Genomic DNA, 23710 nt, shown 5'->3' on the forward strand with positions numbered 1-23710 from the left:
CTCGCCATGACCGAATCGCTCGATTTCCACGAACGCCCCGAAGCCCCCGAAGCCCCCGACGCCCATCCATCTTCCGCGTCTGCCGAGACGCCGCTGGCTGGCGTCACCGTGCTGGATCTCACGCGCCTGCTGCCCGGTCCGCTCGCCGGGCTGCGCCTCGCGGAACTGGGTGCGCACGTCGTCAAGATCGAAGACACGGGGGCGGGAGACTATGCTCGCGAGATGATGCTCAACGATGGCGAGCCGCCGCCGAGCGCGTTCTGGCGACTGCTCAATCGCGGCAAATCGGTCGAGCGGCTCGATCTCAAGCGCGACCGCGACCGCGCGACCTTTCTCGACTGGGTCGTTCGCGCCGACGTATTGCTCGAGGGGTTTCGCCCGGGAGTGATGGCGCGGCTTGGCTTCGACTATGCGACGCTGGCGCGCCTGCGGCCCTCGCTGGTGATGGCATCGATTACCGGTTATGGGCAGCACGGGCCGATGGCGCAGGCCGCTGGGCACGACATCAATTACATCGGTTATGCGGGTGTGCTTGACCAACTGGGGGATGCGAGCGATGCACCTATCGTGCCGAATTTCCAGATTGGCGACCTGTACGGCGGTGGGCAGGCGGCGGTGCAAGCCGTGTTGGCGGCGCTGGTCGCGGCACAGCGCACCGGCCGCGGCCGGTGGCTGGATATCTCGATGACCCACGAGGTGTTCCGCTCGAATCTCGTTCCGGCCGTTGCCTTGCACCGGCAAGGGCATGTCTCGCGGGCGGGGCAGGATTTGCTCAACGGTGGTGTGCCTTGCTATCAGGTCTATCGCACGCAGGACGGACGATTCATGGCGGTAGGCGCGCTCGAGCTCAAGTTCTGGCAAACGCTGTGCGACGTGCTCGGACGTAGCGATTGGAAAGCACGACACTGGTCACTCGGTCAGCCGATTGGCGGCGACGATGCGCGTGCGCTTCAATCTGAAGTGGCGGCGGTGTTTGCGAGCGCTTCGCAGGCCGAATGGACATTGCGCTTTGCCGATGCCGATTGCTGCGTCACACCGGTGTTGCGGCTGGAGGAGGCCATGACGCATGCGCTGTTTGCGCAGGCCCGTGAGGCGCTGTTGCCTTGACGCCGGGCGGGTGAGCGTTACGGAATGTCACAACTTTTCAGGAGGAAACGACACGACGTGAGGGCTTTGATCGCGTAGAGTCACCGCTTACCGACCCCGATATCGCCATGACACGAAGGCTCGCCTTGCTCCGAGATCGAAACGGCTTCGCCCATGTCGCGCGAGTGCGATCGGCGGCGATGGCCGCGATGGCAGCGTTGCTGGCGGCGGCGATGGGTACCGGATGCGTGTCCTACCAGGACGCGCCTACCGAACACGGCAAGGTGCGCTCGACTGCGATGACGAGCGCCGACCTCGCGCAGACGGACATCACTCGCATGGCGACACTGGGCATGCGGGCCAATCGCGAGAGCTTGTACCGTCTGGCCGACAAACTCTACAAGCGGAATCCGCGCGAATGGCGCAAGGGCGGCGCAGCGACACAGGCGCAGGCGATGACGCAATTGCGCGCCGCCATCGACGGGCGCCACCGCCTGCCCGACTTGAAGGACCTGCGCGATGTGAAGGCGTTGTCGCTGTCGCTCGACCCGACGTTCAGCGGCGATCGTGTGGCCGCGTTCGTCTTCAGCCTCTCGGACACGATCGTCGCGGCGCATGGCGGGGCGACCGTGTTCTACCTGAGCGATGGCCTCGACGCACAGCGAATCTACAATGCGGCGCGCAACGTCGAGATCGCGGCGTGGCTGTTGTCGAGCCGTCACGACGCGATGGGCAAGCCGCTGCTGGTCGCGAACGAACTTACCGATGTGCGAAACGTGAGTTTCGAACGGGAGTTCGGCAAGATCATCGGCCGACTCGACCTGCTTGCTGAAATGCTCGACGAGAAATACCGCCGTGCCGGCATCGGGTACGTCCAGAATTTGCTTGGCGCGCAGTTTCTCCAGTTCCTGCCTGTGCGGTGAGACGCTGGCGCGATGTCACGAGTGGGGCGCAAATGCGGCATTAATGCTGTATATTTGAACAGTGTTTTCGTTCGCAACCATGTCCTCCTCTACGCGCAAGATCATTCACTGCGACGCCGATTGCTTCTACGCTTCTGTCGAGATGCGCGACGACCCGTCGTTGCGCGGAATTCCGCTGGCGGTGGGCGGCCAGCCCGATCAGCGAGGCGTGGTCGCAACGTGCAATTACGAGGCACGCGCCTTCGGAGTGCGCTCGGCCATGCCGTCGGCACAGGCGCTAAAGCTCTGTCCCGAGTTGCGCATCATCGCACCGACGATGCGCCGGTATCAGGAGGCGTCGCAGCGCATCATGGCGATCTACCGCGATTACACGGATCTCGTCGAACCGCTTTCGCTCGACGAGGCGTATCTCGATGTCACGCACAGCGAGCGTTGCGACGGCTCGGCCACATTGATCGCCCGCGAGATTCGCGCACGGATTGCCGAGGAGGTCGGGCTGACCGTCTCGGCCGGCATCGCCCCCAACAAGTTCATCGCCAAGATCGCCAGTGACTGGCGCAAGCCCGACGGCATGTTCGTCGTGAGACCCGCCGAAGTCGATGCCTTCGTGGCGGCGCTTCCCGTCGAGCGCCTGTTCGGCGTGGGGAAGGTCACGGCGGAGAAGCTCCGGGCGTTGGGCGTGCAGTCCTGCGCCGATTTGCGCAGCCACTCGATGGCCGATCTCGCCGAGCGTTTCGGGGTGTTCGGTCAGCGGTTGTACGAGCGCTGCCGCGGCATCGACACGCGCGACGTCAGCCCGGACCGGGAGCGCAAGTCGATCAGTGTCGAGACGACCTATACGCGCGACCTGCGCACGCTGGCCGATTGCGAGACAGCGCTCGCGCCGCTGCTTCGTCAGTTATCCGAGCGGATCGACCGGGCGCGTCGCAGCGAGCCGCTGGCGATCGCCAAGGTATTCGTCAAGATCCGCTTCGCCGACTTTTCGCGGACCACGGCAGAAGCCGGCGCGCTGAGTGTCGATCCCACACAATGTCGTGAATTGCTGGCCGAAGCCGTCGGCCGGAAACGCCGGCCGGTGCGCCTGATGGGGGTGGGTGTGCGCCTGCTCGAAGCCCAGGCCGCGCGCCAGTTGCGCTTGTTCGACGACGGCGACGACGCGTCTGGACTCACCCTGCCCGGGACGGGCGACAATGCAGCATCACAGGGATAGATCGCTCGGAGAAGCAACGCGAGCGAGACGCGTGAGACATACGGGAATACGTCACCGGAAGATCCTGCGGATACCAAAGAAAATGCCCGCCGAGGCGGGCAAATGACGTTGTCGCAGTACCCCCAAAAGGACGTAAGAGGGTGATTGCATTGTGGTCAGCGGCCGATTTTTCGCCAATCGGGGCTTGCCCGATTAGGGAAAGCACGCCCAGACGTCGGCGTCGGCGCAACGCGAGGTCGGCGCGTCGCTCACCGTAGCGCGCGCAGTTCCGTAGCACGTGCACGCGCTACCCGCAGGCCGTCGGCTTGCAACGTGAGCGTGGCGGCATCGGCTTGCTGCGAGGCGTCGGATGCTGAGGTGTACGTCACAATGGCGGCTTGCCGCTCACGCTTGAAGCGCCCGGTGATCGGGGCGCACTCCGCGGCGGCTTCGTCCGCCAGCCGGGCAGGGTCCGGCACGAGGTCGATGTAGCGGGCGACATGACCGTAAAGGCACATGCGGTACTGGTCGGCCGCGGCATCGGCGGCGGCCAGATGATGTTCGCGCAACGTGGCGACATTCGGCGCGCCGGAACGCGCCGACGTCGACGCCCCATGCGGCGTTGACGACGTGGCGCAGCCGGTCGCGAGCAGCGTGGCCGCGACGCAGAACAGGGCCGGCGCCGCAATGCGCGTGCGGGCCAAAATCGGAAGCTTCCGAATCATAAGGTAATCGAGGCCGATGGCATAAAGTCCGCGATATCGCTATGGTACGGGATTGGGCGAAACCTACAATGGCGCGCACGTGTTGCGCCAAACTGACATGAGCGAATTCCAGAAAGGGCTGGTTTGGCTGCGGCGCGATCTACGCTGCACGGACAATGCAACCCTCGCGCACGCACTCGCCACGTGCGCCGAGGTGTACGCGGTGTTTGTCTTCGACACGACAATTCTCGATGCCTTGCCGCGAGACGATCGTCGGGTCGCGTTCATCCACGACAGCGTGCGCGAACTGGCCACCTCGTTGGCCGATGCCGGGGGCGTGCTCATCGTGCGTCACGGCGATCCGACCGAGGCGATCCCCGCGCTGGCGAAGTCGCTTGGCGTTCAGGCCGTCTTTGCCGGGCGCGACTACGAGCCCGCCGCGGTGGCGCGAGATCGTTCGGTGGCGCGCTCACTCGACGATCTCGGCATCGCGTTTGAAGTCGTCAAGGATCAGGTGATCTTCGAGGCCAGCGAGATTCTGACCGCGCAGGGCGAGCCTTACAGCGTATTTACTCCTTATCGGCGCGCGTGGTTGAAGCAGGTACGGCCGGTAGACCTGGCGCCCCATGGACGCCAGAGCGATTGGCAGCATCTGGCTGTGCCACCGGAGGGTAAGCAAGCGCTTCCGTCACTGGCCTCGATGGGTTTCGAGGTATCGGACGCGCGCCGGATGGCGATCCCCACGGGCGAGTCCGGCGCCCGCCAGTTGCTGGACGATTTTCTGCCGCGCATGGCGCATTACCACGAGCGGCGCGATTACCCTGCCGTGCGTGGACCGAGCTACCTCTCGGTGCATCTGCGTTTCGGCACGATCTCGATACGCACGCTCGCGCGCGAGGCCCACGCCGCAATGTTGCGAGGCGGGGACGCCGGGAGCGGCGCGCAAACGTGGCTGAGCGAGCTGATCTGGCGCGAGTTTTATTTCATGATCCTGCACCATCATCCGGGTGTTGTCGCAAGCGCATTCAAACCCGCCTACGACGCCATCGAATGGGCCACCGGCAACGCGGCCGATGCGGATTTTCAGGCCTGGTGCGAGGGGCGCACGGGGTATCCACTCGTCGATGCCGCCATGCGCCAGATCCATCAGACCGGCTATATGCACAACCGCTTGCGCATGGTGACGGCGAGCTTTCTGGTCAAGGACTTCGGCATCGATTGGCGGCGCGGGGAAGCCTACTTCGCGCGCGCACTCAACGACTTCGACCTCGCAGCGAACAATGGCGGCTGGCAGTGGGCGGCGTCCACCGGATGCGACGCCCAACCGTACTTCCGCATCTTCAATCCGGTGACGCAGTCGGAAAAGTTCGATCCGCAAGGGCGTTTCATTCGGAAGTACGTACCGGAGCTGGCCAATCTGCCCGACAAGGCGCTGCACGCCCCCTGGCGCGCCGATCCACAGACGCTGCGCGACGCCGGGGTGACGCTGGGACGCGACTATCCGCCGCCGCGGGTGGCGCACGACGTGGCGCGCAAGGAGACGCTGGCACGGTATGCGGTCGTGAAGACGCCGGCCGCTTCAGACAAGGGCGACCACGCGGCAGATGCGGAGTGACGAGGGATCGTTAGCGATCGGTGTATACCCCCGTCAACTTTTGTCCGTGGCTTGCCGTTGATAGGGGTAAGGCACATGAGAGGGCCGGGTTGCCTGGCGGATCGCAACGACGGAGGGGCGTTCGCTGGCGGCAGGGGGAAACCGAACGATAACGACAACAGGGCTCGGAAACGAGCAGGGGCAAGCCAAAACCACACAGAAAAGCGGGAGGATGATTGGCCGCGCAGACGGCAGTCCCGCAATACGGGGTTCGCGACGAGCGAGTGCCCGGAACGGAAGCGTTCCGGGCATTTTTTTATGCGGCAATCGGTTGCCCGCGTTGGGCCGTCGTCCCCAGCACGATCCAGACCGCCAGATTGAATGGCAGCGTGAAGTACGGCCAGCCGAGCGGGCCGAGCACGGCGCCGAGGGCGATGCAGATGACGCCGGCCAGAAGGGCGCCGGCGAAGCGCGCGGCCGGGCGGCGTCCGAACATCCCCAAACCGAGGGCGGCAAGAAACGCATTGATGCCGACGCCGCCTGCCTGCGCGAGCGTCGTCGGCCAGAGCGTCGTTAGCGCGCCGAGTGCGGACCAGACGGCGATGTCCGCCGCCAGCGCCCAAAGCGTGGCACGCGGGTTCCAAAGGGCCAGGATGTACCAGGTCAGCAGGCCCAGCACCAGTGGCGCGACGAAGACGACCTGCCCCACCGAGCAGAAGACGAACCCCGGCGTGCCCATGTCGCAGGCGAGTGCCCCGGTGCGCGGCAACCAATGCAGCCACGGCTGCATCGCCCAGGTGAGCGCCATCGCACCGATAAACGGGCCGGTGAGCGCGGGACGTGAGCGCTGCGCGAGGGCTGCCGTTGAGATCACGGTCAGGCAAACGCACACCGCTAGCCACGCGATGTAGGTGGTGTCAGGCTTCCACAACGCGCCAAACGCAATGCCGGTGAGCGTCGCGTTGTATCCCAATAGCCCGTTGCGGCGCAGCGTGTGCGGCAGTCGCAGCGCACTCGCGAAGCAGGACGCGGCCACGCTTGCAGCCAGTCCGGTGATTGCGGCAGGGAAGTCGGCGAGGGCGAGAACGGCGAACAGCAGCAATCCGGCACTCGCGGACGGGACGAAATAAATCTGTGCGAAGTTCGCCGCCACGCCGGGGAGTGCGTCGATCAATCCATGGTGCCCGGCAGCGGCACCCGGTGATGCCGGTGCAGTCGGTGCAGTCGGCGGTGCAGGCTGTGCTGAGGCAGGCAAGGGATGCGGGATTGACATGGGGGATCGTAGCGGCTCGAGCGAATCTGGGGCTCGCGGCCTCTGACGCGCAGCGTTGGCGCGGCCGGAAGAGCGATGGGCGCGAGCTTACGCCGAACTCGCATTGCCGGGCGCGTCGGCGCCTTATAGTCGGTATAGCGACCGTATGACGAGGGTATGGCGTGAGACTAGCGTGGGTGTGGCGAGGCTGTGGCGAGGCTGTGGTGAGGGTTACGGCGAGAGGATGGCGCGAGTATGGCGAGTGGATGGCCACGATATGGCGAGGATATAGCGCGGGTGTGGCGAGGTTGCAGCGTCGGCAGATCGGTTGAGGCGGCGCGTGCCTGTCGCGTCAAAAAGCAAAACCCGCGCACGAGGGCGCGGGTTCTGAGTTACGCGGAGGATGGCCGCAAGGCAAGCTACTTGCCGCCGCCCTTGGCCGGCTTGACCGCCCAACTGTCCTTGAGCGAGACGATGCGGTTGAACACCGGCTTGCCCGGCGCCGAGTCCTGACGGTCGGCCACGAAGTAGCCGTGGCGCTCGAACTGCACGCGATCTTCCGGCGCAACGCTCATCAGGCCCGGTTCGACATAGGCTTGCGTGACGCGCTTGGCGTTCGGATTGATGGCGTCGAGGAAATTCTTGTCCCCCGCGTCCGGATGCGGATCGAGGAACAGGCGGTCGTAGATGCGCACCTCGGCCGCGAGCGCGTGCGGCGCACTCACCCAGTGGATATTGCCCTTGACCTTGTAGTTGTCCGCGCCCGGCGTACCCGATCGGCTGTCTTCGAAATACTGGCAATGCACGGCAGTGACGTTGCCGTCGGCATCGGTATCGAAGTCGGTGCACTCGACCACATAACCGTAGCGCAGTCGCACCTTGTTGCCCGGGAACAGGCGGAAGAAGCCCTTGACCGGCTCGGCCTGGAAGTCTTCGCGCTCGATCCACAGCTCGCGCGAGATCGGGAACGTGCGCATGCCGCGCTCCGGCGCGTGCGGATGCACCGGGGCCTGGCAGTCTTCCTGCTGGCCTACCGGATAATTGTCGATGATCAGCTTGAGCGGATCGAGCACCGCCGTCGCACGCGGCGCCTTCGGGTCGAGGTCGTCGCGCAGGGCCTGCTCGAGAATGCTCATGTCGATCCACGATGCCGACTTGGCCACGCCGATACGCTCGCAGAACAACTGCAAGCTCTCCGGCGAGAAGCCGCGACGGCGCAGGCCGACGAGCGTCGGCATGCGCGGGTCGTCCCACCCGTCGACGTGCTTTTCATCGACCAGTTGACGCAGCTTGCGCTTGCTCGTGATCGCGTACGTCAGTTGCAGGCGGGCAAATTCGATCTGCTGCGGCATCGGACGCTTGAACATGCCCGCGTCGGCCAACTCGCCGAGCACCCAGTCGTAAAACGGACGCTGATCTTCGAACTCCAGCGTGCACAAGCTGTGCGTGATGTTCTCGATGGCATCCTCCAGCGGATGCGCATAGGTGTACATCGGGTAGAGGCACCACGCGTCGCCGGTACGGTGGTGATGCGCATGACGGATCCGGTAGATGGCCGGGTCACGCAGGTTGATGTTCGGCGAGGCCATGTCGATCTTGGCGCGCAGCACGTGCGTGCCGTCGGCAAACTCGCCCGCGCGCATGCGACGGAACAGATCGAGGTTGTCCTCGACCGAGCGGTTGCGGAACGGCGAATCCTTGCCCGGCTCGGTGAGCGTGCCGCGGTTGGCGCGCATGTCATCGGCGCTTTGGCTGTCAACGTAAGCCTTGCCGCGCTGGATCAGAATCTCGGCGCCCTGATACAACTGCTCGAAATAGTCGCTCGCAAAATACAGGTGTTCCTTTTGCGGCGTCTGGTAGCTGAAGCCGAGCCACTTGACCATGTCGATGATCGAGTCGACGTATTCGGTCTCTTCCTTCTCGGGGTTGGTGTCGTCAAAACGCAGATGACACACGCCATCGTAGTCGCGCGCCACGCCGAAGTTCAGGCAGATGGCCTTGGCGTGCCCGATGTGCAGATAACCGTTCGGCTCCGGCGGGAAGCGCGTTTCGACGCGCTGGCCCCATTTGCCCGAGCGATTGTCTTCGTCAATGATGTTGCGGATGAAATTGGATGCCGCGTTCAGCTCTGTGCTCATGCCAGTCCAGTGTTCGGAGTTTGGCGAATATTCTACCGTACCGCACTGCACCACGGGCAGGCGTCGACGCGCCACGTCGACCACGGCACGCGACGCCGCCGCGCCATCGTTGCCGTTTACCCGTTGGAGACCGGGGCCGAGGTCTGCTGCCCCGGCCAATTGGCGTAGGACAACAGCCAGAGAGAGATGATATTGACGACCGGGATGAAGGCCAGCACCGTGAACCAGGGCGACAGGCCAAGCCGGGTCAGAATGCGCCAGACGGGAACCCCAACGAGCACGATAGCGACGAGCAAGCCAATGAGACTGGACATACGATATCTCCCGATAGTCCCGCCGGCGGCGGGGCGTGCCGCCAAGTATATAGCGCTGATCTGCCGTCGCTGCGCCCGGATTGTTCTATCCTGAAAGCACTGCCGGCCCCGTCGGCGGCTCTGTGAGCAACCCTCAAGGGAGGACATCATGGAACTGCACCTCCACTCGCATCGCTTCACGCACCGCTCGCCCGACTGGGCAGCCGCCGCCGTCGCCGGCTTTGTCGCCTGCGCTTTCTTCTCTGCGGTGGAAATGCTGATGGTGTTGCTGGTCACCGGTCAGAGTCCGTGGGTACCGCCTCGCATGGTGGCGGCCATCGCGCTGGGCCCGGGCATCCTGACGCCGCCGGCAACGTTCGACCTGTCCATCGTCGCCATGGCGCTGATTGTCCACGCGGTCATCGGTGTCGTGCTGGGCGTGGTGCTCGGCGCCATCGTCGCCCCCTTCCGGCTGGACTCGGATGTGGTGACGGTGTCGGTGGCAGGGGCGGTCTTCGGACTGGCCGTGTATGCCGTCAATTTCTACGTGATGACGCAGTGGTTCCCGTGGTTCGTCGCCTCGCGTGGGGGGACGATGGTGGCGGGGCACATGATCTTCGGCGCGTTCGCGGGCTATATGTATTGGGTGCTTGCCCAAATTGACGACCGTTCGTCCACGTCTTGACCTGACTTTGGTCTCGGCCTGCTTTGGTGTCGAGACAGCAATTTTCTGTTATCATTCGCCATCTGCACCGTTTTTTTCGTCAATTTCGATTTGAGCGGATAGCAGTCGCACGTGGCATGAACGGCGGAGCAGGGCATACGCCCATCCCGCGAGGGCCGGCGTGTGGCACGATTATCACTACAAATGTGCCGCACGACTGTGCTACCGCATGTCACGCTGAGCGCTCGGCGTGAATTCCCGCGCCAGACGTTCTTGCCGTCGCCCTTGACAGGGCGGCAGCGCATCGTTCCCCGAAACCGGAAGTCGTACAGAACGCCCGCATTGCGCCTTGCGTTGCGCTATGCCGGTACGCACGTGGCCTTGCGCCGCGTGACGCGTTCGCCCGCACCGTCTGTCGTATGTCAGTCATGCCAGTGTCGCGTGTCTGTCACATTTCGCAGATAGGCTGCGTGCACTTCACGGAAACATTTGTGCAGATTTGCACTCTCATCACCGTAAGCCGAGTCGAGAGGAATCGTTATTCGTCATATTTTTTGCAGTAAGAAGGATAAAGAATGAAAACAACACAATTTCAAGAATTTCAGTACAGCGTGCGTGCCGTCGAGCGCGACAACGCCCGTTGGGACGCGTTCTACGAGATTCATCGCCCGACCCACCAAGGGTTCGAAAAAGTCGGTGCCTATCAGGTGCAGACCGCCTACGGCTTTGCGACGCAAGGCAACGCCCTCGACGACGCCGAGCGTAATGCCCGGGCCGACATCGAGCAGGGCATCGTCTACTTTCAGTAAGTCGGTCTTCCCGCCCGGTTCTCCTGCGTCGCCGCTCCCGTTTCACCTCCCCATTCACCGCCTGTGCGCGACACCGGCATCGTTGTGATGCGACGGTGCTATAGTCCCGCCTTTCGCATCGCAAGGCGGGAGTGTCGGGAATGGAGTGGATGTGCAAGTCGTTCGATGCGCTGGGCAGCCCGCTGCTTTACCGTATTCTGGCCGCGCGGAACGCCGTGTTCGTGGTCGAGCAGCAATGCCCGTATCAGGACATCGACGGACGCGACCCCCACTGCCTGCATCTCGTCGCGCAAATGCATGACGCGTCGGATGTCCCGCAGATCGCCGCGTATTTGCGGTTGTTGCCGCCAGGACTTGCGTACGACGAAGCGTCGATCGGGCGCGTGATCACGGCGGCGTCGCATCGTGGCACCGGGCTCGGGCGCGAATTGCTGACGCGGGCCATCGCGATTGCCGACGACGCGTGGCCTTCGTCGGCGCTGCGCATCGGTGCCCAGGCCCATCTCGAAGCGTTTTATGGCGCGTTCGGTTTCGTCAAGGCCAGTGAGCCGTATGATGAAGACGGCATCCAGCATATTGAAATGCTGCGCCCGCCGGCGGTGCGGTAACCGAGCCATCGACCGGGCATCGCCGTGCAATATCGGCCGGGCGTTCGCGCCCGGCACTACAATATCTCCCTTCTATCCCCTTCGCAGTTCTCGCGTTTCCCCGACACATGGCCTTGTATTCCATTTCGGGCGCCCAATTGGCGTTCGGTCACGTGGCATTGCTCGACAATGCCGATTTTTCGCTCGAAGCCGGTGAGCGCGTTGGGCTTATCGGCCGCAACGGCGCCGGCAAGTCGTCGCTGCTCAAGATCGTGGCGGGGCTGACGACACCCGACGACGGTCTTGTGGCCCGGCAGGCCGCGCTCAATACCGTCTATGTGCCGCAGGAACCCGAGTTCGACCCCGATCAGACGGTGTTCGATGCGGTGGCTCTCGGTCTGGGCGAGTTGCACGTGCTGCTCTCCGACTACGATCGCACCGCGCAGGCGCTCGCCGACGCGCCCGACGGCGCGCAGCACGATGCGCTGCTCGCGCGTCTGAACACGTTGCAGTCGTCGCTCGACGCCGCCGACGCATGGCAAGTCAAGACGCGCGTGGAGACGACCATCGCCCAGCTCGGTCTCGACGGGCACGCGCGCGTCGGGTCGCTCTCCGGCGGGATGCAAAAACGCGTCTCGCTCGGGCAGGCCTGGGTGGCCAAGCCCGACGTGCTGCTGCTCGACGAGCCGACCAATCACCTCGATTTCGACGCGATTCGCTGGTTGGAAGACTTGCTCATCGGCTTTCGCGGCGCGCTGCTGTTCATCACCCACGACCGTAGCTTCCTGGATCGTGTGGCCACGCGCATCGTCGAACTCGATCGCGGACGTCTGCTCTCGTATCCGGGCAACTTCACGCAGTATCAGGAACGCAAGGCCGCGCAGCTCGAGGTCGAGCGCGTGGAGAACGAGAAGTTCGACAAGCTGCTCGCACAGGAAGAAGTCTGGATTCGCAAGGGCGTCGAAGCACGACGCACGCGCAGCGTGTCGCGAATCGAACGCCTGAAGACGATGCGCAGCGAGCGCGCCGAGCGTCGTGAGATTCAGGGCAACGTGCGCATGGACGTGGCGCAGACGGAAAAGTCCGGCAAGATCGTGGCGGAACTGACCCACGTCACGAAGGCGTACGGCGACCGTGTCATCGTGCGCGACTTCACGGCAACGCTCATGCGCGGCGACAAGGTCGGCCTGGTCGGCCCGAATGGCGTCGGCAAGACGACGATGCTCAAGCTCATCCTCGGCCAGATCGCGCCGGACAGCGGACAGATTCGCGTCGGGACCAATCTGCAGGTGGCGTACTTCGACCAGATGCGGGCGCAACTCGATCCCGAGAAGAGTTTGCTCGATACGATCAGCCCGGGCAGCGACTGGATCGAGATCAATGGCGCGCGCAAGCACGTCATGAGCTATCTCGGCGACTTCCTGTTCTCGCCGGAGCGTGCGCGCTCGCCGGTGAAGTCGCTCTCGGGCGGCGAGCGCAATCGACTGCTGCTCGCGCGACTGTTCGCGCGTCCGGCCAACGTACTGGTGCTCGACGAGCCGACCAACGATCTGGACATCCCGACCCTGGAACTGCTCGAAGAGTTGCTCGAGGATTACCGCGGCACGGTGTTCCTCGTGAGCCACGATCGCACGTTCCTCGATAACGTCGTGACCTCGGTCATCGCGGCCGAAGGCGACGGCAATTGGCGTGAATACGTCGGCGGATTTACCGATTGGCAGGTGCAGAGCGATCGGTCTGCCGCGCTCGCCGCGCAACGCGCCCCCGTCGAGGCAGCCGCGAAGGAAACCGCGAGCGCGCCGAAGCGCGGCGCGAATCGCACCGTCAAATTGAGCTACAAGGAGCAGCGCGAACTCGACGGTCTGCCGGCGCGCATCGCGGCGTTGGAAGCCGAGCAAAAGGACGCAGGTGCCAAGCTCGAAGACGGCTCGATCTTTGCGAAAGATCCGGCCGCCGGGGCGGCATTGTCCGAACGTTTTGAAGCGATTGAACTGGAGTTGCTCGAAGCGCTCGAACGCTGGGAAGTGCTCGAAGCCAAGCAGCGCGGCGAGGGCGCATAAGCGTTGGCGCGTCGGCATTCGGCGCGCAAGCGCCGGGCGGCTGGATGTCCGGCCACGTGGCATGGGCCCGTTGGCGTTGTCACCCGATCGCATGGCGAGTGACAGTACAATAGGCCGCGATGCCTCGGGCACGGTTCGCCTCTGGACGCCCGGTGTCGGACGCCGAACCTGCTCAGCGTGCCCATAATGTGAGCGCCGCAACGCAAGTCGTTGATCCGTCGTCATTTTTGTCATGTGTTCATGGGTTTTCCCCGTGGTTGTCCACAGGATTTGTGGATAATCGCCGGACGTCGTACCCCCAATTCAGTCACGCTATGTCGAAAAAAAATACGCCTGCCCAGTACAGCGAAGCGTCCATCAAGGTCCTGAAGGGCCTTGAGCCGGTCAAGCAGCGCCCGGGCATGTACACCCGCACCGAAAATCCGCTGCACATCATTCAGGAAGTCATCGACAACGCGTCGGACGAAGCGCTTGGCGGTTACGGCAAGCAGATCCTCGTCACGTTGAACAAGGATGGTTCGGTCAGCGTCGAGGACGACGGTCGGGGCATTCCCGTGGGCATCCACCCGGAAGAGGGCGTGCCGGTCGTCGAGATCGTCTTCACCCGCCTGCACGCGGGGGGCAAGTTCGACAAGGCCGCCGGTGGCGCCTACACGTTCTCGGGGGGCTTGCACGGGGTAGGTGTGTCGGTGACGAATGCCCTGGCGACGCGGCTGGCGGTCACGGTCTGGCGCGACGGTCAGGTCTCCGAGCTGGAGTTCGCCGATGGCGGTAATGTCGACGTGGCCTTGCACTCGCGCGCGGCACAACGCGGCGAAAAGAAGAGCGGCACGCGCGTTACCGTCTGGCCGGACCTGAAGTATTTCGACAGTCCCGCGCTGCCGCTGGGCGAGCTGCAACGGTTGCTGCGCTCGAAGGCGGTGTTGCTGCCGGGCGTGCGCGTCACGTTGCGCCAGGAGAAGACTGGCGACGAGCAGACGTGGTGCTACGAGCATGGCTTGCGTGGCTATCTGGTCGAATCGCTGGGTGGCGCCGAGCCGCTGATTCCGCTGTTCGAAGATGAGCGCTTTGCCGATGGCAACGAGGACAGCTTCGCCGAAGGCGAAGGCGCGGCCTGGGTCGTGGCATGGACCGAAGACGGCGCGCCGCTGCGCGAGTCGTACGTCAACCTGATCCCGACGCCGGCGGGCGGCACCCATGAATCGGGGCTGCGCGAAGGGCTGTTCCAGGCCGTGCGTGGCTTCATCGAGCTGCACAATCTGCAGCCCAAGGGCGTAAAGCTGCTGCCGGAAGATGTCTTCTCGCGCGTGTCGTTCGTATTGTCCGCCAAGGTGCTCGATCCGCAGTTCCAGGGACAGATCAAGGAGCGCCTGAACAGCCGAGATGCGGTGCGTCTGGTGTCGTCGTTCACGCGTCCGGCGCTCGAGCTGTGGCTCAACCATCATGTCGAGCATGGCAAGAAGCTGGCCGAGCTGGTGATTCGTCAGGCGCAGGCGCGCACGCGTGCTGGCCAGAAGATCGAGAAGAAGAAGAGTTCCGGTGTGGCCGTGCTGCCGGGCAAGCTGACCGACTGCGAGACCGAAGACATCACGCGCAACGAACTGTTCCTCGTCGAAGGCGACTCGGCGGGCGGCTCGGCGAAGATGGGGCGCGACAAGGAGTTTCAGGCCATTCTGCCGTTGCGCGGCAAGGTGCTGAATACCTGGGAGACCGAGCGCGACCGACTCTTCGCGAACAACGAAGTGCATGATATCGCCGTGGCCATCGGTGTCGATCCGCATGGCGCGAACGACACGCCCGATCTGTCGAATCTGCGCTACGGCAAGATCTGCATCCTCTCGGATGCCGACGTCGACGGCTCGCATATCCAGGTGCTGCTGCTCACGCTCTTCTTCCGCCATTTCCCGCAATTGATCGCGAAGGGGCACGTGTACGTGGCCCGGCCGCCGCTGTATCGCGTGGACGCACCGGCCCGCGGCAAGAAGCCCGCGCAGAAGCTGTACGCGCTTGACGAGGGCGAACTCGAAGCGATTCTCGACAAGCTGCGTAAGGACGGCGTGCGCGAGACCGCATGGTCGATCAGCCGCTTCAAGGGGCTGGGCGAAATGAGCGCCGCGCAGTTGTGGGAAACCACCATGAATCCGGACACGCGGCGGTTGAGCCCCGTGGCGCTCGGCGGACTCGATTTCGAGGCGACGGTGGCGCGCATGAACATGCTCATGGGCAAGGGCGAGGCGGCGCAGCGTCGCAGCTGGCTCGAGGCCAAGGGCAACGAAGTGGAAGCCGACATCTGAGCGAATGGCCGGGCATCGGGGGGATGGCGGGTGCGTCGCGCAGGGGCAGATCAGCGTGAGCGCTCACATCGTGGGATAATCCAGCCTTCACCCTACCGGGAGTCGCGTTATGTTGCGTTCTGTGCGTTACATTTTCGTGCCGTTGCTGCTGGCGGGCGCCAGCGTCACCGCGTTGGCCCAGTCGACGGCGCCTCGTGTCTTCTTTGTGGCGCCTGCCGATGGCGCAACCGTGTCGAACCCGGTGGTGGTCAAGTTCGGCGTCGAGGGCATGGCGATCAAACCGGCGGGCGACATGACGTCCAACACTGGTCATCACCATCTCATCATCGACGGCGATCCCGTTCCCGCAGGTCAGGTCGTTCCCACGGACGACACGCACCTGCATTTTGGCAAAGGCCAGACCGAGACGAGCGTCAATCTGACGCCCGGCGATCACACGTTGACGTTGCAGTTCGCCAACGGTGCTCACCAATCGTACGGTCCGGCCATGAGCCAGACCATCAAGGTGCATGTCAAAGGTCGGTAATCCTAACGTTTTTACGGCAAGCCGCGTGCGAGCGGTTTGCCGACAGTACGCGCCGCGACGTTTCGCCAGGGCCTGGCTCGCCGCCGCGCTACTCGTGGCGACGCCATTCGCTCACGCCGAACTCTACGGCTACGTCGATGAGAACGGCGTCGCCCACCTCGCGGCACGCAAGCTCGATGCGCGTTATCGCCAGGTCGTCGGGGCCGGCGGCAATGTCGACCTGCGCGCGCCGCAGGGCGATACGGTCAGTGGGGCGGATCGCTCGCGACTTTACGATGCCCTTGCCCGTCATCCCAATTTGAAAAAGCTGGCGCCCGTGATTGCGCAGGCCGCGCAGCGTTATCACGTCGACGTGGCGTTGCTCAAGGCGGTCATCGCCGCGGAGTCGGGATTCGATAGCGCGGCCGTGTCACCCAAGGGTGCCGTCGGCTTGATGCAGGTGCTCCCGGCGACCGGTGAGCGCTACGGCGTGCGTGCCGACGCACGGCGCACGGTGGCCGACAAGCTCACCGATCCGCGGACCAACGTGCTGACTGGAGCCCGCTATCTGCGTGATCTGCAAGCGCGTTATCCCGATCGTCTCGAACTGGTGCTCGCGTCGTACAACGCGGGTGAGGGGGCCGTGGCGCGTCACGACAACCAGATCCCGCCGTATGCCGAGACGCGCGACTACGTGGCGACCGTGCTGGAACTGTATCGACGCTTCGATCCCGAGGCCCCCGTCCTCGGACAGGGCGGCGGGGCGATACGCGTGAGCGGGTCGAGTGGCGGCAGCGCTCACGTGGGGCGAACCGGCGGTGCTCGCGTGGGCGGCTCGCGCGATGGTCGCATCCACGTCATTCTGGGTGCGCCGTCTGGCTTGCCCGTCGTGCCTGCGACGTTGCCGAATGCGTCGGTCCGTGAATCGACGCAAGGGGCACTGTCTTCCTCGCCAACGATTGATTGAGGCGCCGCCGGCGTTGCCGGCGGCGCTGCCGCATGCCGACTCCCCCGAATTGACGCTCGGAATCCTCCGAAACGCAGGCACAATCGTGCCGATTCCGGCCGCCTCTGATCCGAAAACACGTCCCGCTTTGCCAATCGGACGTGTTTTTGCCGAAATGTGCCGACGAGCTTGGTATGATCTCGCGGTCAACGTCACCCCGAACTCTCGTCAAACGTTCGCAGCAAACCCACAGGTTTTATGGAACAAGTAGAAGATCTCTTTACGCAACCGTCGGATGACGACACGCTGACGCTCGGCGCGTATGCCGAGCGTGCTTATCTGGACTACGCGATCAGTGTGGTCAAAGGCCGTGCACTGCCGGATGTGTGCGACGGCCAGAAGCCGGTGCAGCGCCGGATTCTGTTCGCGATGAACGAAATGGGCCTCGCGGCCGACGCCAAGCCGGTGAAGTCGGCGCGGGTGGTCGGCGATGTGCTCGGCAAGTTTCACCCGCATGGCGACCAGTCGGCGTATGACGCGCTGGTGCGTCTGGCGCAGGACTTCTCCATGCGCTATCCGCTCATCGACGGCCAGGGCAACTTTGGCTCGCGCGACGGCGACGGCGCGGCGGCCATGCGTTACACCGAAGCGCGCCTGACGCCGATTGCGAAGCTGTTGCTCGACGAGATCGATGCGGGCACCGTGGACTTCGTGGCGAACTACGACGGCTCGACGCAGGAGCCGCGGCTGTTGCCGGCGCGTCTGCCGTTCGTGCTGCTCAACGGCGCCTCGGGGATTGCGGTGGGCCTGGCGACGGAAATTCCGTCGCACAATCTGCGCGAAGTCGCGTCGGCGGCGGTGGCCCTGATTCGCAACCCGAAGCTCGACGACGCCGAATTGATGACGCACGTGCAGGGCCCGGACTTCCCCGGCGGCGGCCAGTTGATTTCGAGTGCGGCGGAAATCCGCGCGGCCTACGAAAGCGGTCGCGGCAGCCTCAAGGTGCGGGCTCGCTGGAAGATCGAAGAGATGGCGCGCGGCCAGTGGCAGGCCGTGGTGTATGAGCTGCCGCCGAACACGTCGGGCCAGAAGGTGCTCGAGGAAATCGAGGAAATCACCAATCCGAAGGTCAAACTCGGCAAGAAAACGCTCACCCCCGAGCAGCAGACCCTTAAGCAGTCGATGCTCGGCATGCTCGACGCGGTTCGCGACGAATCGGGCAAGGACGCCCCGGTGCGCCTGGTATTCGAGCCGAAGTCGAGTCGCATCGACCAGCAGGAATTCATCACGATGCTGCTCGCGCACACGAGCCTGGAGTCGAGCGCGTCGGTCAATCTCGTGATGGTCGGCGCCGACGGCCGTCCGGCGCAGAAGTCGCTGCGCGACATTGTCACCGAGTGGATCGGCTTCCGCTTCGAGACGGTGACGCGCCGCTCGCGCCATCGTCTGGGCAAGGTCGACGACCGGATTCACATTCTCGAAGGCCGGATGATCGTCTTCCTGAATATCGACGAAGTCATCCGCATCATTCGCGAGGCTGACGAGCCGAAGGCCGCGCTGATGAGCGCGTTCGGGTTGAGCGAGCGGCAGGCGGAAGACATTCTGGAAATTCGTCTGCGTCAGTTGGCGCGTCTGGAAGCGATCAAGATCGAACAGGAACTGGTGTCGTTGCGCGACGAAAAGGCGAAGCTCGAAGAGCTGCTCGCCAACGACAGCGCGATGAAGCGTTTGATCATCAAGGAAATCGAAGCCGACGCGAAGCAGTTCGGTGACGATCGCCGCACGCTGATTCAGGAAGAGAAGCGTGCGGTCGCCGAAGCGCGCGTGGTCGACGAACCGGTGACGGTCGTGGTGTCCGCCAAGGGGTGGGTGCGCGCGCTCAAGGGCCACGGCCTGGACGCGCAAGGCTTCTCGTTCAAACAGGGCGACGCGTTGTACGGCGCGTTCGAATGTCGCACCATCGATCCGCTGATCGCCTGGGGCAGCAATGGCCGCGTCTATTCGGTGGCCGTGGCGCTACTGCCGGGCGGGCGAGGTGATGGCGTGCCGCTCACGTCGTTGATCGAACTGGAATCGGGCTCGCGCCTGCTGCATTACTACGCGGCGTCGGGCGAGCAACCGCTGCTGCTGGCAACATCGACGGGCTTCGGTTTCACGACGAAGCTGGGCGATATGGTCAGCCGGGTGAAGGCCGGCAAGTCGTTCATGACCATCGACGAGGGGGCCGAGCCGCTGGCCCCCACGCCGATCTGGCAGGGCGCCAGCGCGGTGGCGTGTCTGTCGAGCGACGGGCGTCTGCTCGTGTTCGGCATGGACGAGATGAAGTCGCTCTCGGGCGGTGGACGCGGCGTCACGTTGATTGGCCTCGACGACAAGCAGACGTTGGTGTCGGTCGTGCCGATCGGCGAAGCGGGCGTTACCGTGTATGGCGAAGTGCGTGGCGGCAAGCTTCAGGCCGAGACGCTCTCGGGTGCCTCGCTCGCCCCGAACATCGGCAAGCGCGCCCGCAAGGGACGCGCGCCGGCAGTCAAGTTCGCGACGTTCAAGCCGCGTTCGCTCGAGCCGGTGTTGCCGGCCGCCCCTTCGGCATCCTGACGGGAGTCACGCATGAATGTTTATGCCTTGAGCTTGTTCCTGCATCTGGTGAGCGTGGCGGTCTGGATCGGGGGGATGTTCTTTGCGCTGGCCTGTCTGCGGCCGGCATCCTCCGAACTCTCGCCGCAGCAACGCCTGCCGTTATGGGAAGCGGCGCTCTCGCGCTTTTTCACCTGGGTGGGCGTGGCCATCGTGCTGATCCTGCTGTCTGGCGGTCAAATGATGCTTGCCATGGGCGGTGCACACGCCCGTTGGCCTGTGCATGCGATGGCCGGCATCGGCGTCGTCATGATGCTGGTCTTCGGTCACATTCGCTTTGCGCTGTTTCCGCGTCTGCAACGCGCGGTGCAGGCGCAGTCGTGGCCGGACGGCGCTGCCGCCGTCAATGGGATCCGGCGGCTCGTGATTCTGAATCTCATACTGGGCGTTGTCGTCATCGGGCTGGCGGCGTCACTGCGCGGCTGACGGTAGGGGAGGGGGCAGGGGGCAGCGCGTCGTGGGGCATCATGCCCCAGGCGGCGGCGTCTCGTGAAGGCGACCCGCCACCTCGCGGCAAATCGTGACGAACGCCTGCACTAACGGGCTCGTGTCGTCGCGGCGCTTGGCCAGCAGCAGGGGCGTGTGGGCGTCAGGCTCACTAAGGTCCATGAAGCATGCCCCTTCGATCTGAATGCATCTCACGGCGGCTGGGAGGATTGCCACGCCCAGCCCGCTCGCCGCAAGCGCGACAATCGTCGTCGACTCACGGGCTTCCTGCACGACGCGCGGCGTAAACCCCGCGCGCTCGCACATCCGCCGTATTTTCCCGTCGATGGCCGTGCCGACATCGTGCGGATGCATGATGAACGCCTCGTTGGCCAGGTCGGCCATGGACAGGCTTGCGCGTCCCGATAGCGCATGTCCCTGGTGCAGCACGACCACCAGCGCTTCGTCGATCAACGTCTCGAAACTCAATCCCGCTATCGGTGGCGCATCCTCCGCCTGGCGCACCAGGCCGATGTCGAGTGTGCGCTCGGTGAGCGCGTCTCGCTGCCGCTCGGACGGCAGTTCGCTCAACGTCAGCGTCACGCGCGGATAACGCTGGCGGTAGCCGGTGAGCACCCGCTTCATCAGATTCGTCATCGGCGCTGAGGTGGTGAAGGCGATGCGCAACTCCCCGGCATCGAGTCCGGCAATCTGTTGCACCTCCAGGCGTGCGGCTTCGGCGTCGGCGAGGATCTGTCGCGCCCGCACGAGAAACGTCCGTCCGGCGCTGGTCAGAAACACGCGCCGCTGCGAGCGCTCGAAAAGGGGAACCCCCAACTCGTCTTCCAACGCACGGATCTGCATGGACAACGGCGGCTGCCCGATATTGAGCTTTTGCGCTGCACGGCTGAAGTGCAACGTGTCGGCGACGGCAACAAAGTAGCGGAGATGACGCAGTTCCATCGATCAGTCCTTGATTGATCCTTTTTATATATGGAAATATCACTTAAATATATATTGGACGTGGGGTAACGGCAAACCTATGATGCGTTGTATACATTTCCCCCCAGGCTCGCGCGAGGCGATCCAGCGTCATGGCATCAACGAACTCTCTTCCTCTTCCCAACGGCCTGGCCGCAGGTAGCAACGCCCCGACCGCCAAACTTCCGGCGGGCGTGGCCCGCGGCACACGCGAGTACGCCATCATCAGTCGGGCGCTCTTTTTCGGCGGCTTTTCAACGTTTGCGCAGTTGTACTGCATGCAGTCGCTGTTGCCGCTGCTGACCACCACGTTCGACATCACGCCGGCGCAGGCCAGTTGGTCGGTCTCGGGCGCCACGATGATGATGGCGCTCGGCCTGCTCGTGACGTGTGTTGCCGCCGATCGTGTGAGCCGCAAGCGGATGATGACGGTTGCGCTGCTCAGTTCCTCGGTGCTGACCCTCGCGAGCGCCTTCTCCACCAACTTCGAGACGGTCGTGATTCTCGGTGCGCTCAAGGGCCTGGCGCTTTCCGGACTGCCGGCCATCGCGATGGCGTACCTGAGCGAGGAAATCGATCAGCGCTCGCTCGGCATGTCGATGGGGCTCTACATTGGCGGGAACATTCTCGGGGGCATGGCCGGGCGCGTGATGTCCGCGTTCATCGCCGACCTGTTCTCGTGGCGCGTCTCGGTGGCAGTGATCGGGCTGGTCTGTCTGGCGATGGGGCTGGAGTTTGCTCGCAGCCTGCCGCATTCGCGTCGTTTTGCGCCGCGCGACATGACGGTGCGCGAAGCGATCGGACATGCGCGCCGCCATCTGGCCGACCCGGCGCTGCTCGGCCTGTACCTGTTTGCCGGCCTGATGATGGGCAGCTTCGTGAGCGTCTACAACTATCTGGGCTTCCACCTGTCGGCGCCGCCGTTCCATCTGCCGCACGCCGCCATCGGGGCGATCTTCGCGATGTATCTGATCGGCGTGATCGGCTCGTTCATTGCGGGGCCGCTGTCGGACCGCGTGGGACGTCCCCGGCTGCTCTGGGGGCTGGTGGCATTGGCGCTGGTGGGGCTGATGATGCTGCTGGCGTCGCAGGTCATGGGGGTGGTGATCGGGCTGGCGATCTTGACGTTCGGCTTCTTTGGTGCGCACACCGTCGCGAGCAGTTGGGTCGGACGCCGCGCGACCGAAGGTCGGGCCATTGCCTCGGCACTGTACCTGTTTTTCTACTACATGGGCTCCAGCCTGCTCGGCAGCTACTCGGGCGTCATGCTCAAGTCGCACGGCTGGCATGGCGTGATTGCCCTGCTGGCCGTGGCGGTCGTGCTGTCGCTCGCCGTCGCGATCGCCATGCGCCGCGCTTACGGCAGCGCCAAGCCTCGCTGATCGTTTCCCGGCACGGCAGTCTTCGCAGCGAGCCAGGCCGGACGGATCGGCTTGACGCGGACGCTTGCTGCCGGGTACGGTGCGCAAGATGTGCGTGTCAACGTCATGTTGTCGGGGACCGTGGACACGGAAATGTCTCGCGACATGAACGACACCCATGCATCGTAGGCGCTCGTGACGGGGCGGCATCCGCGCAAGCGCGTCGCGAAGCCTGAAGCACTGGCGCGTTCGGTGCTCTGCCTCACGCTGGACGAGTTGTCGTTCGTGACGGGCACGGCTGCGCTGGTGGATGGCGGTGCCTCGATCATGCGTACGTGAGTCCATTGGCGGTATCGCGTCGCTCGATACGGCGTGTCGCCATCTCAACGTCTTTCACGGAAAGGGAAATCCATCATGGACCTGAATTTGAAGGGCAAACTCGCACTGGTCAGCGGCAGCACGGCCGGCATCGGTCTCGCCATTGCCGGCACACTGGCGCAAGAAGGCGCGCGCGTGATCGTCAATGGCCGCATCCAGTCATCGGTCGACGATGTGGTGACGCAACTGAGGGCGAACACTGGCGGCGACGTTTACGGATTTGCGGGCGACCTGAGCACGGCCGCGTCAGCGGACGAACTTGCGCGACGCTATCCGGGGGTGGAGATTCTGGTGAATAACCTGGGCATCTTCGAGCCCAAGTCGTTTGAAGCCATTCCCGACGAGGACTGGCAACGATTCTTCGACGTCAATGTCTTGAGTGGCGTACGGTTGGCCCGCTTGTATCTGCCGGCGATGAGGCAGTCCAACTGGGGGCGCATTATTTTCATTTCGAGCGAAAGTGCCGTGCAGATTCCCACGGAAATGATCCACTACGGAATGACGAAAACTGCGCAGCTTGCCGTCTCGCGTGGGCTGGCCGAGGCCGTTGCCGGCACGGGCATTACCGTCAACAGCATTCTGCCGGGGCCGACGAAATCGCGGGGTGTGGGTGAATTCGTGGAGACGCTTGCAAAGGCCGACGGCAAATCGTTTGAAGCGTTCGAGAAAGAATTCTTCGAGACGGTTCGCCCGACCTCGCTCATCAAGCGATTTACCTCGCCGCAGGAAATTGCGTCCCTCGTGGCCTATATCGCCAGTCCGCTGGCATCGGCCACGACCGGTGCGGCGTTGCGAGCCGACGGGGGCGTGATCAAGAGCGCCTTCTAGGTCTGCGCCGGCATTGCGGCCGGCTTTTCCCGTGTTTTCCCGATGCGTGTTTGGAGGG

Annotated in this window: 20 protein-coding genes and 1 pseudogene; 16 read left to right on the forward strand and 5 right to left on the reverse strand. The window is 64.2% G+C overall.

The window, feature by feature from the left end; genetic code table 11:
* Positions 1-6: 6 nt before the first annotated feature.
* The 3 genes from PEP31012_RS11635 (at position 7) to dinB (ending at position 3219) form a co-directional block, all read left to right on the forward strand.
* Positions 7-1107: a CaiB/BaiF CoA transferase family protein gene (locus PEP31012_RS11635; protein ID WP_150589497.1), complete on the forward strand. Its 1101-nt coding sequence runs from the start codon at positions 7-9 to the stop codon at positions 1105-1107.
* A gap of 188 nt (positions 1108-1295) precedes the next feature.
* Positions 1296-2009 (forward strand): hypothetical protein, encoded by a 714-nt coding sequence (locus tag PEP31012_RS11640; RefSeq protein WP_150589498.1) that lies wholly within the window; start codon positions 1296-1298, stop codon positions 2007-2009.
* 79 nt (positions 2010-2088) lie between these two features.
* Positions 2089-3219: a DNA polymerase IV gene (gene dinB, locus PEP31012_RS11645; RefSeq protein ID WP_150589499.1), complete on the forward strand. Its 1131-nt coding sequence runs from the start codon at positions 2089-2091 to the stop codon at positions 3217-3219.
* Between the two features lie 248 nt (positions 3220-3467).
* Here dinB and PEP31012_RS11650 read toward each other — a convergent pair whose 3' ends face one another.
* Positions 3468-3923 carry a hypothetical protein gene (locus tag PEP31012_RS11650; RefSeq protein WP_150589500.1) on the reverse strand — a complete coding sequence of 152 codons (456 nt, stop codon included), beginning with the start codon at positions 3921-3923 and terminating at the stop codon, positions 3468-3470.
* Between the two features lie 97 nt (positions 3924-4020).
* Between PEP31012_RS11650 and PEP31012_RS11655 the strand changes: the two genes are divergently transcribed.
* The gene (locus PEP31012_RS11655) at positions 4021-5517 is read left to right on the forward strand and encodes a cryptochrome/photolyase family protein (protein ID WP_150589501.1); all 1497 of its coding nucleotides are present in this window, start codon (positions 4021-4023) and stop codon (positions 5515-5517) included.
* Positions 5518-5812: 295 nt separating this feature from the next.
* On the opposite strand, the gene PEP31012_RS11660 is transcribed toward PEP31012_RS11655, so the two are convergent.
* The 3 genes from PEP31012_RS11660 to PEP31012_RS11670 form a co-directional block, all read right to left on the reverse strand.
* Positions 5813-6670, reverse strand: a complete 858-nt coding sequence (locus tag PEP31012_RS11660; RefSeq protein WP_174978207.1) for an urea transporter — start codon at positions 6668-6670, stop codon at positions 5813-5815.
* A 497-nt stretch (positions 6671-7167) separates the two neighbouring features.
* Positions 7168-8886, reverse strand: a complete 1719-nt coding sequence (locus PEP31012_RS11665; RefSeq protein WP_150589503.1) for a glutamine--tRNA ligase/YqeY domain fusion protein — start codon at positions 8884-8886, stop codon at positions 7168-7170.
* Positions 8887-9002: 116 nt separating this feature from the next.
* Entirely contained in the window at positions 9003-9200 is a 198-nt protein-coding gene (locus PEP31012_RS11670; RefSeq protein ID WP_150589504.1) for a hypothetical protein, read from the reverse strand.
* 148 nt (positions 9201-9348) lie between these two features.
* Here PEP31012_RS11670 and PEP31012_RS11675 point away from each other — a divergent pair, with 148 nt between their 5' ends.
* The 9 genes from PEP31012_RS11675 to PEP31012_RS11715 all read left to right on the forward strand — a co-directional run bounded on the left by PEP31012_RS11675 (position 9349) and on the right by PEP31012_RS11715 (position 20104).
* Complete coding sequence (locus tag PEP31012_RS11675; RefSeq protein ID WP_150589505.1) at positions 9349-9864, forward strand: hypothetical protein; 516 nt, start codon at positions 9349-9351, stop codon at positions 9862-9864.
* A 554-nt stretch (positions 9865-10418) separates the two neighbouring features.
* Positions 10419-10652, forward strand: a complete 234-nt coding sequence (locus PEP31012_RS11680; protein ID WP_150589506.1) for a hypothetical protein — start codon at positions 10419-10421, stop codon at positions 10650-10652.
* Between the two features lie 140 nt (positions 10653-10792).
* Positions 10793-11260 (forward strand): GNAT family N-acetyltransferase, encoded by a 468-nt coding sequence (locus PEP31012_RS11685; RefSeq protein ID WP_150589507.1) that lies wholly within the window; start codon positions 10793-10795, stop codon positions 11258-11260.
* Between the two features lie 107 nt (positions 11261-11367).
* Entirely contained in the window at positions 11368-13299 is a 1932-nt protein-coding gene (locus tag PEP31012_RS11690) for an ATP-binding cassette domain-containing protein (RefSeq protein WP_150589508.1), read from the forward strand.
* A gap of 314 nt (positions 13300-13613) precedes the next feature.
* Entirely contained in the window at positions 13614-15593 is a 1980-nt protein-coding gene (locus PEP31012_RS11695; RefSeq protein WP_150589509.1) for a DNA topoisomerase IV subunit B, read from the forward strand.
* Between the two features lie 109 nt (positions 15594-15702).
* The gene (locus PEP31012_RS11700; RefSeq protein WP_425494950.1) at positions 15703-16119 is read left to right on the forward strand and encodes a DUF4399 domain-containing protein; all 417 of its coding nucleotides are present in this window, start codon (positions 15703-15705) and stop codon (positions 16117-16119) included.
* A 94-nt stretch (positions 16120-16213) separates the two neighbouring features.
* Positions 16214-17065, forward strand: coding sequence for a lytic transglycosylase domain-containing protein (locus tag PEP31012_RS11705; protein WP_246171256.1), 852 nt, complete (start codon positions 16214-16216; stop codon positions 17063-17065).
* Positions 17066-17302: 237 nt separating this feature from the next.
* Positions 17303-19639 carry a DNA topoisomerase IV subunit A gene (parC, locus tag PEP31012_RS11710; RefSeq protein ID WP_150589511.1) on the forward strand — a complete coding sequence of 779 codons (2337 nt, stop codon included), beginning with the start codon at positions 17303-17305 and terminating at the stop codon, positions 19637-19639.
* Between the two features lie 12 nt (positions 19640-19651).
* On the forward strand, positions 19652-20104 hold the full coding sequence (locus PEP31012_RS11715) for a CopD family protein (protein WP_150589512.1): 453 nt from the start codon (positions 19652-19654) through the stop codon (positions 20102-20104).
* Positions 20105-20143: 39 nt separating this feature from the next.
* Here PEP31012_RS11715 and PEP31012_RS11720 read toward each other — a convergent pair whose 3' ends face one another.
* The gene (locus PEP31012_RS11720) at positions 20144-21067 is read right to left on the reverse strand and encodes a LysR substrate-binding domain-containing protein (RefSeq protein ID WP_150589513.1); all 924 of its coding nucleotides are present in this window, start codon (positions 21065-21067) and stop codon (positions 20144-20146) included.
* Positions 21068-21198: 131 nt separating this feature from the next.
* Between PEP31012_RS11720 and PEP31012_RS11725 the strand changes: the two genes are divergently transcribed.
* From PEP31012_RS11725 to PEP31012_RS11735, 3 genes and pseudogenes are all read left to right on the forward strand, one after another.
* Positions 21199-22467, forward strand: a complete 1269-nt coding sequence (locus PEP31012_RS11725) for an MFS transporter (protein ID WP_150589514.1) — start codon at positions 21199-21201, stop codon at positions 22465-22467.
* Positions 22468-22785 (forward strand): annotated as a pseudogene (locus tag PEP31012_RS11730) (SDR family oxidoreductase); the annotation flags it as partial.
* Between the two features lie 75 nt (positions 22786-22860).
* On the forward strand, positions 22861-23652 hold the full coding sequence (locus PEP31012_RS11735) for an SDR family NAD(P)-dependent oxidoreductase (protein WP_150589515.1): 792 nt from the start codon (positions 22861-22863) through the stop codon (positions 23650-23652).
* Positions 23653-23710 lie beyond the last annotated feature (58 nt).

This window comes from Pandoraea eparura, assembly GCF_902459725.1.
GTDB lineage: Bacteria > Pseudomonadota > Gammaproteobacteria > Burkholderiales > Burkholderiaceae > Pandoraea > Pandoraea eparura.

Excerpts from the sequence above, each read along its gene's own strand:
- PEP31012_RS11720 (WP_150589513.1), bottom strand. The coding sequence starts at position 21,067 with ATGGAACTGCGTCATCTCCGCTACTTTGTTGCCGTCGCCGACACGTTG.
- PEP31012_RS11700 (WP_425494950.1), top strand. The coding sequence starts at position 15,703 with ATGTTGCGTTCTGTGCGTTACATTTTCGTGCCGTTGCTGCTGGCGGGC.
- PEP31012_RS11665 (WP_150589503.1), bottom strand. The coding sequence starts at position 8,886 with ATGAGCACAGAGCTGAACGCGGCATCCAATTTCATCCGCAACATCATT.
- PEP31012_RS11735 (WP_150589515.1), top strand. The coding sequence starts at position 22,861 with ATGGACCTGAATTTGAAGGGCAAACTCGCACTGGTCAGCGGCAGCACG.
- PEP31012_RS11680 (WP_150589506.1), top strand. The coding sequence starts at position 10,419 with ATGAAAACAACACAATTTCAAGAATTTCAGTACAGCGTGCGTGCCGTC.
- dinB (WP_150589499.1), top strand. The coding sequence starts at position 2,089 with ATGTCCTCCTCTACGCGCAAGATCATTCACTGCGACGCCGATTGCTTC.
- parC (WP_150589511.1), top strand. The coding sequence starts at position 17,303 with ATGGAACAAGTAGAAGATCTCTTTACGCAACCGTCGGATGACGACACG.
- PEP31012_RS11715 (WP_150589512.1), top strand. The coding sequence starts at position 19,652 with ATGAATGTTTATGCCTTGAGCTTGTTCCTGCATCTGGTGAGCGTGGCG.
- PEP31012_RS11640 (WP_150589498.1), top strand. The coding sequence starts at position 1,296 with ATGGCAGCGTTGCTGGCGGCGGCGATGGGTACCGGATGCGTGTCCTAC.
- PEP31012_RS11670 (WP_150589504.1), bottom strand. The coding sequence starts at position 9,200 with ATGTCCAGTCTCATTGGCTTGCTCGTCGCTATCGTGCTCGTTGGGGTT.
- PEP31012_RS11695 (WP_150589509.1), top strand. The coding sequence starts at position 13,614 with ATGTCGAAAAAAAATACGCCTGCCCAGTACAGCGAAGCGTCCATCAAG.
- PEP31012_RS11675 (WP_150589505.1), top strand. The coding sequence starts at position 9,349 with ATGGAACTGCACCTCCACTCGCATCGCTTCACGCACCGCTCGCCCGAC.
- PEP31012_RS11635 (WP_150589497.1), top strand. The coding sequence starts at position 7 with ATGACCGAATCGCTCGATTTCCACGAACGCCCCGAAGCCCCCGAAGCC.
- PEP31012_RS11690 (WP_150589508.1), top strand. The coding sequence starts at position 11,368 with ATGGCCTTGTATTCCATTTCGGGCGCCCAATTGGCGTTCGGTCACGTG.
- PEP31012_RS11655 (WP_150589501.1), top strand. The coding sequence starts at position 4,021 with ATGAGCGAATTCCAGAAAGGGCTGGTTTGGCTGCGGCGCGATCTACGC.
- PEP31012_RS11725 (WP_150589514.1), top strand. The coding sequence starts at position 21,199 with ATGGCATCAACGAACTCTCTTCCTCTTCCCAACGGCCTGGCCGCAGGT.
- PEP31012_RS11685 (WP_150589507.1), top strand. The coding sequence starts at position 10,793 with ATGGAGTGGATGTGCAAGTCGTTCGATGCGCTGGGCAGCCCGCTGCTT.
- PEP31012_RS11650 (WP_150589500.1), bottom strand. The coding sequence starts at position 3,923 with ATGATTCGGAAGCTTCCGATTTTGGCCCGCACGCGCATTGCGGCGCCG.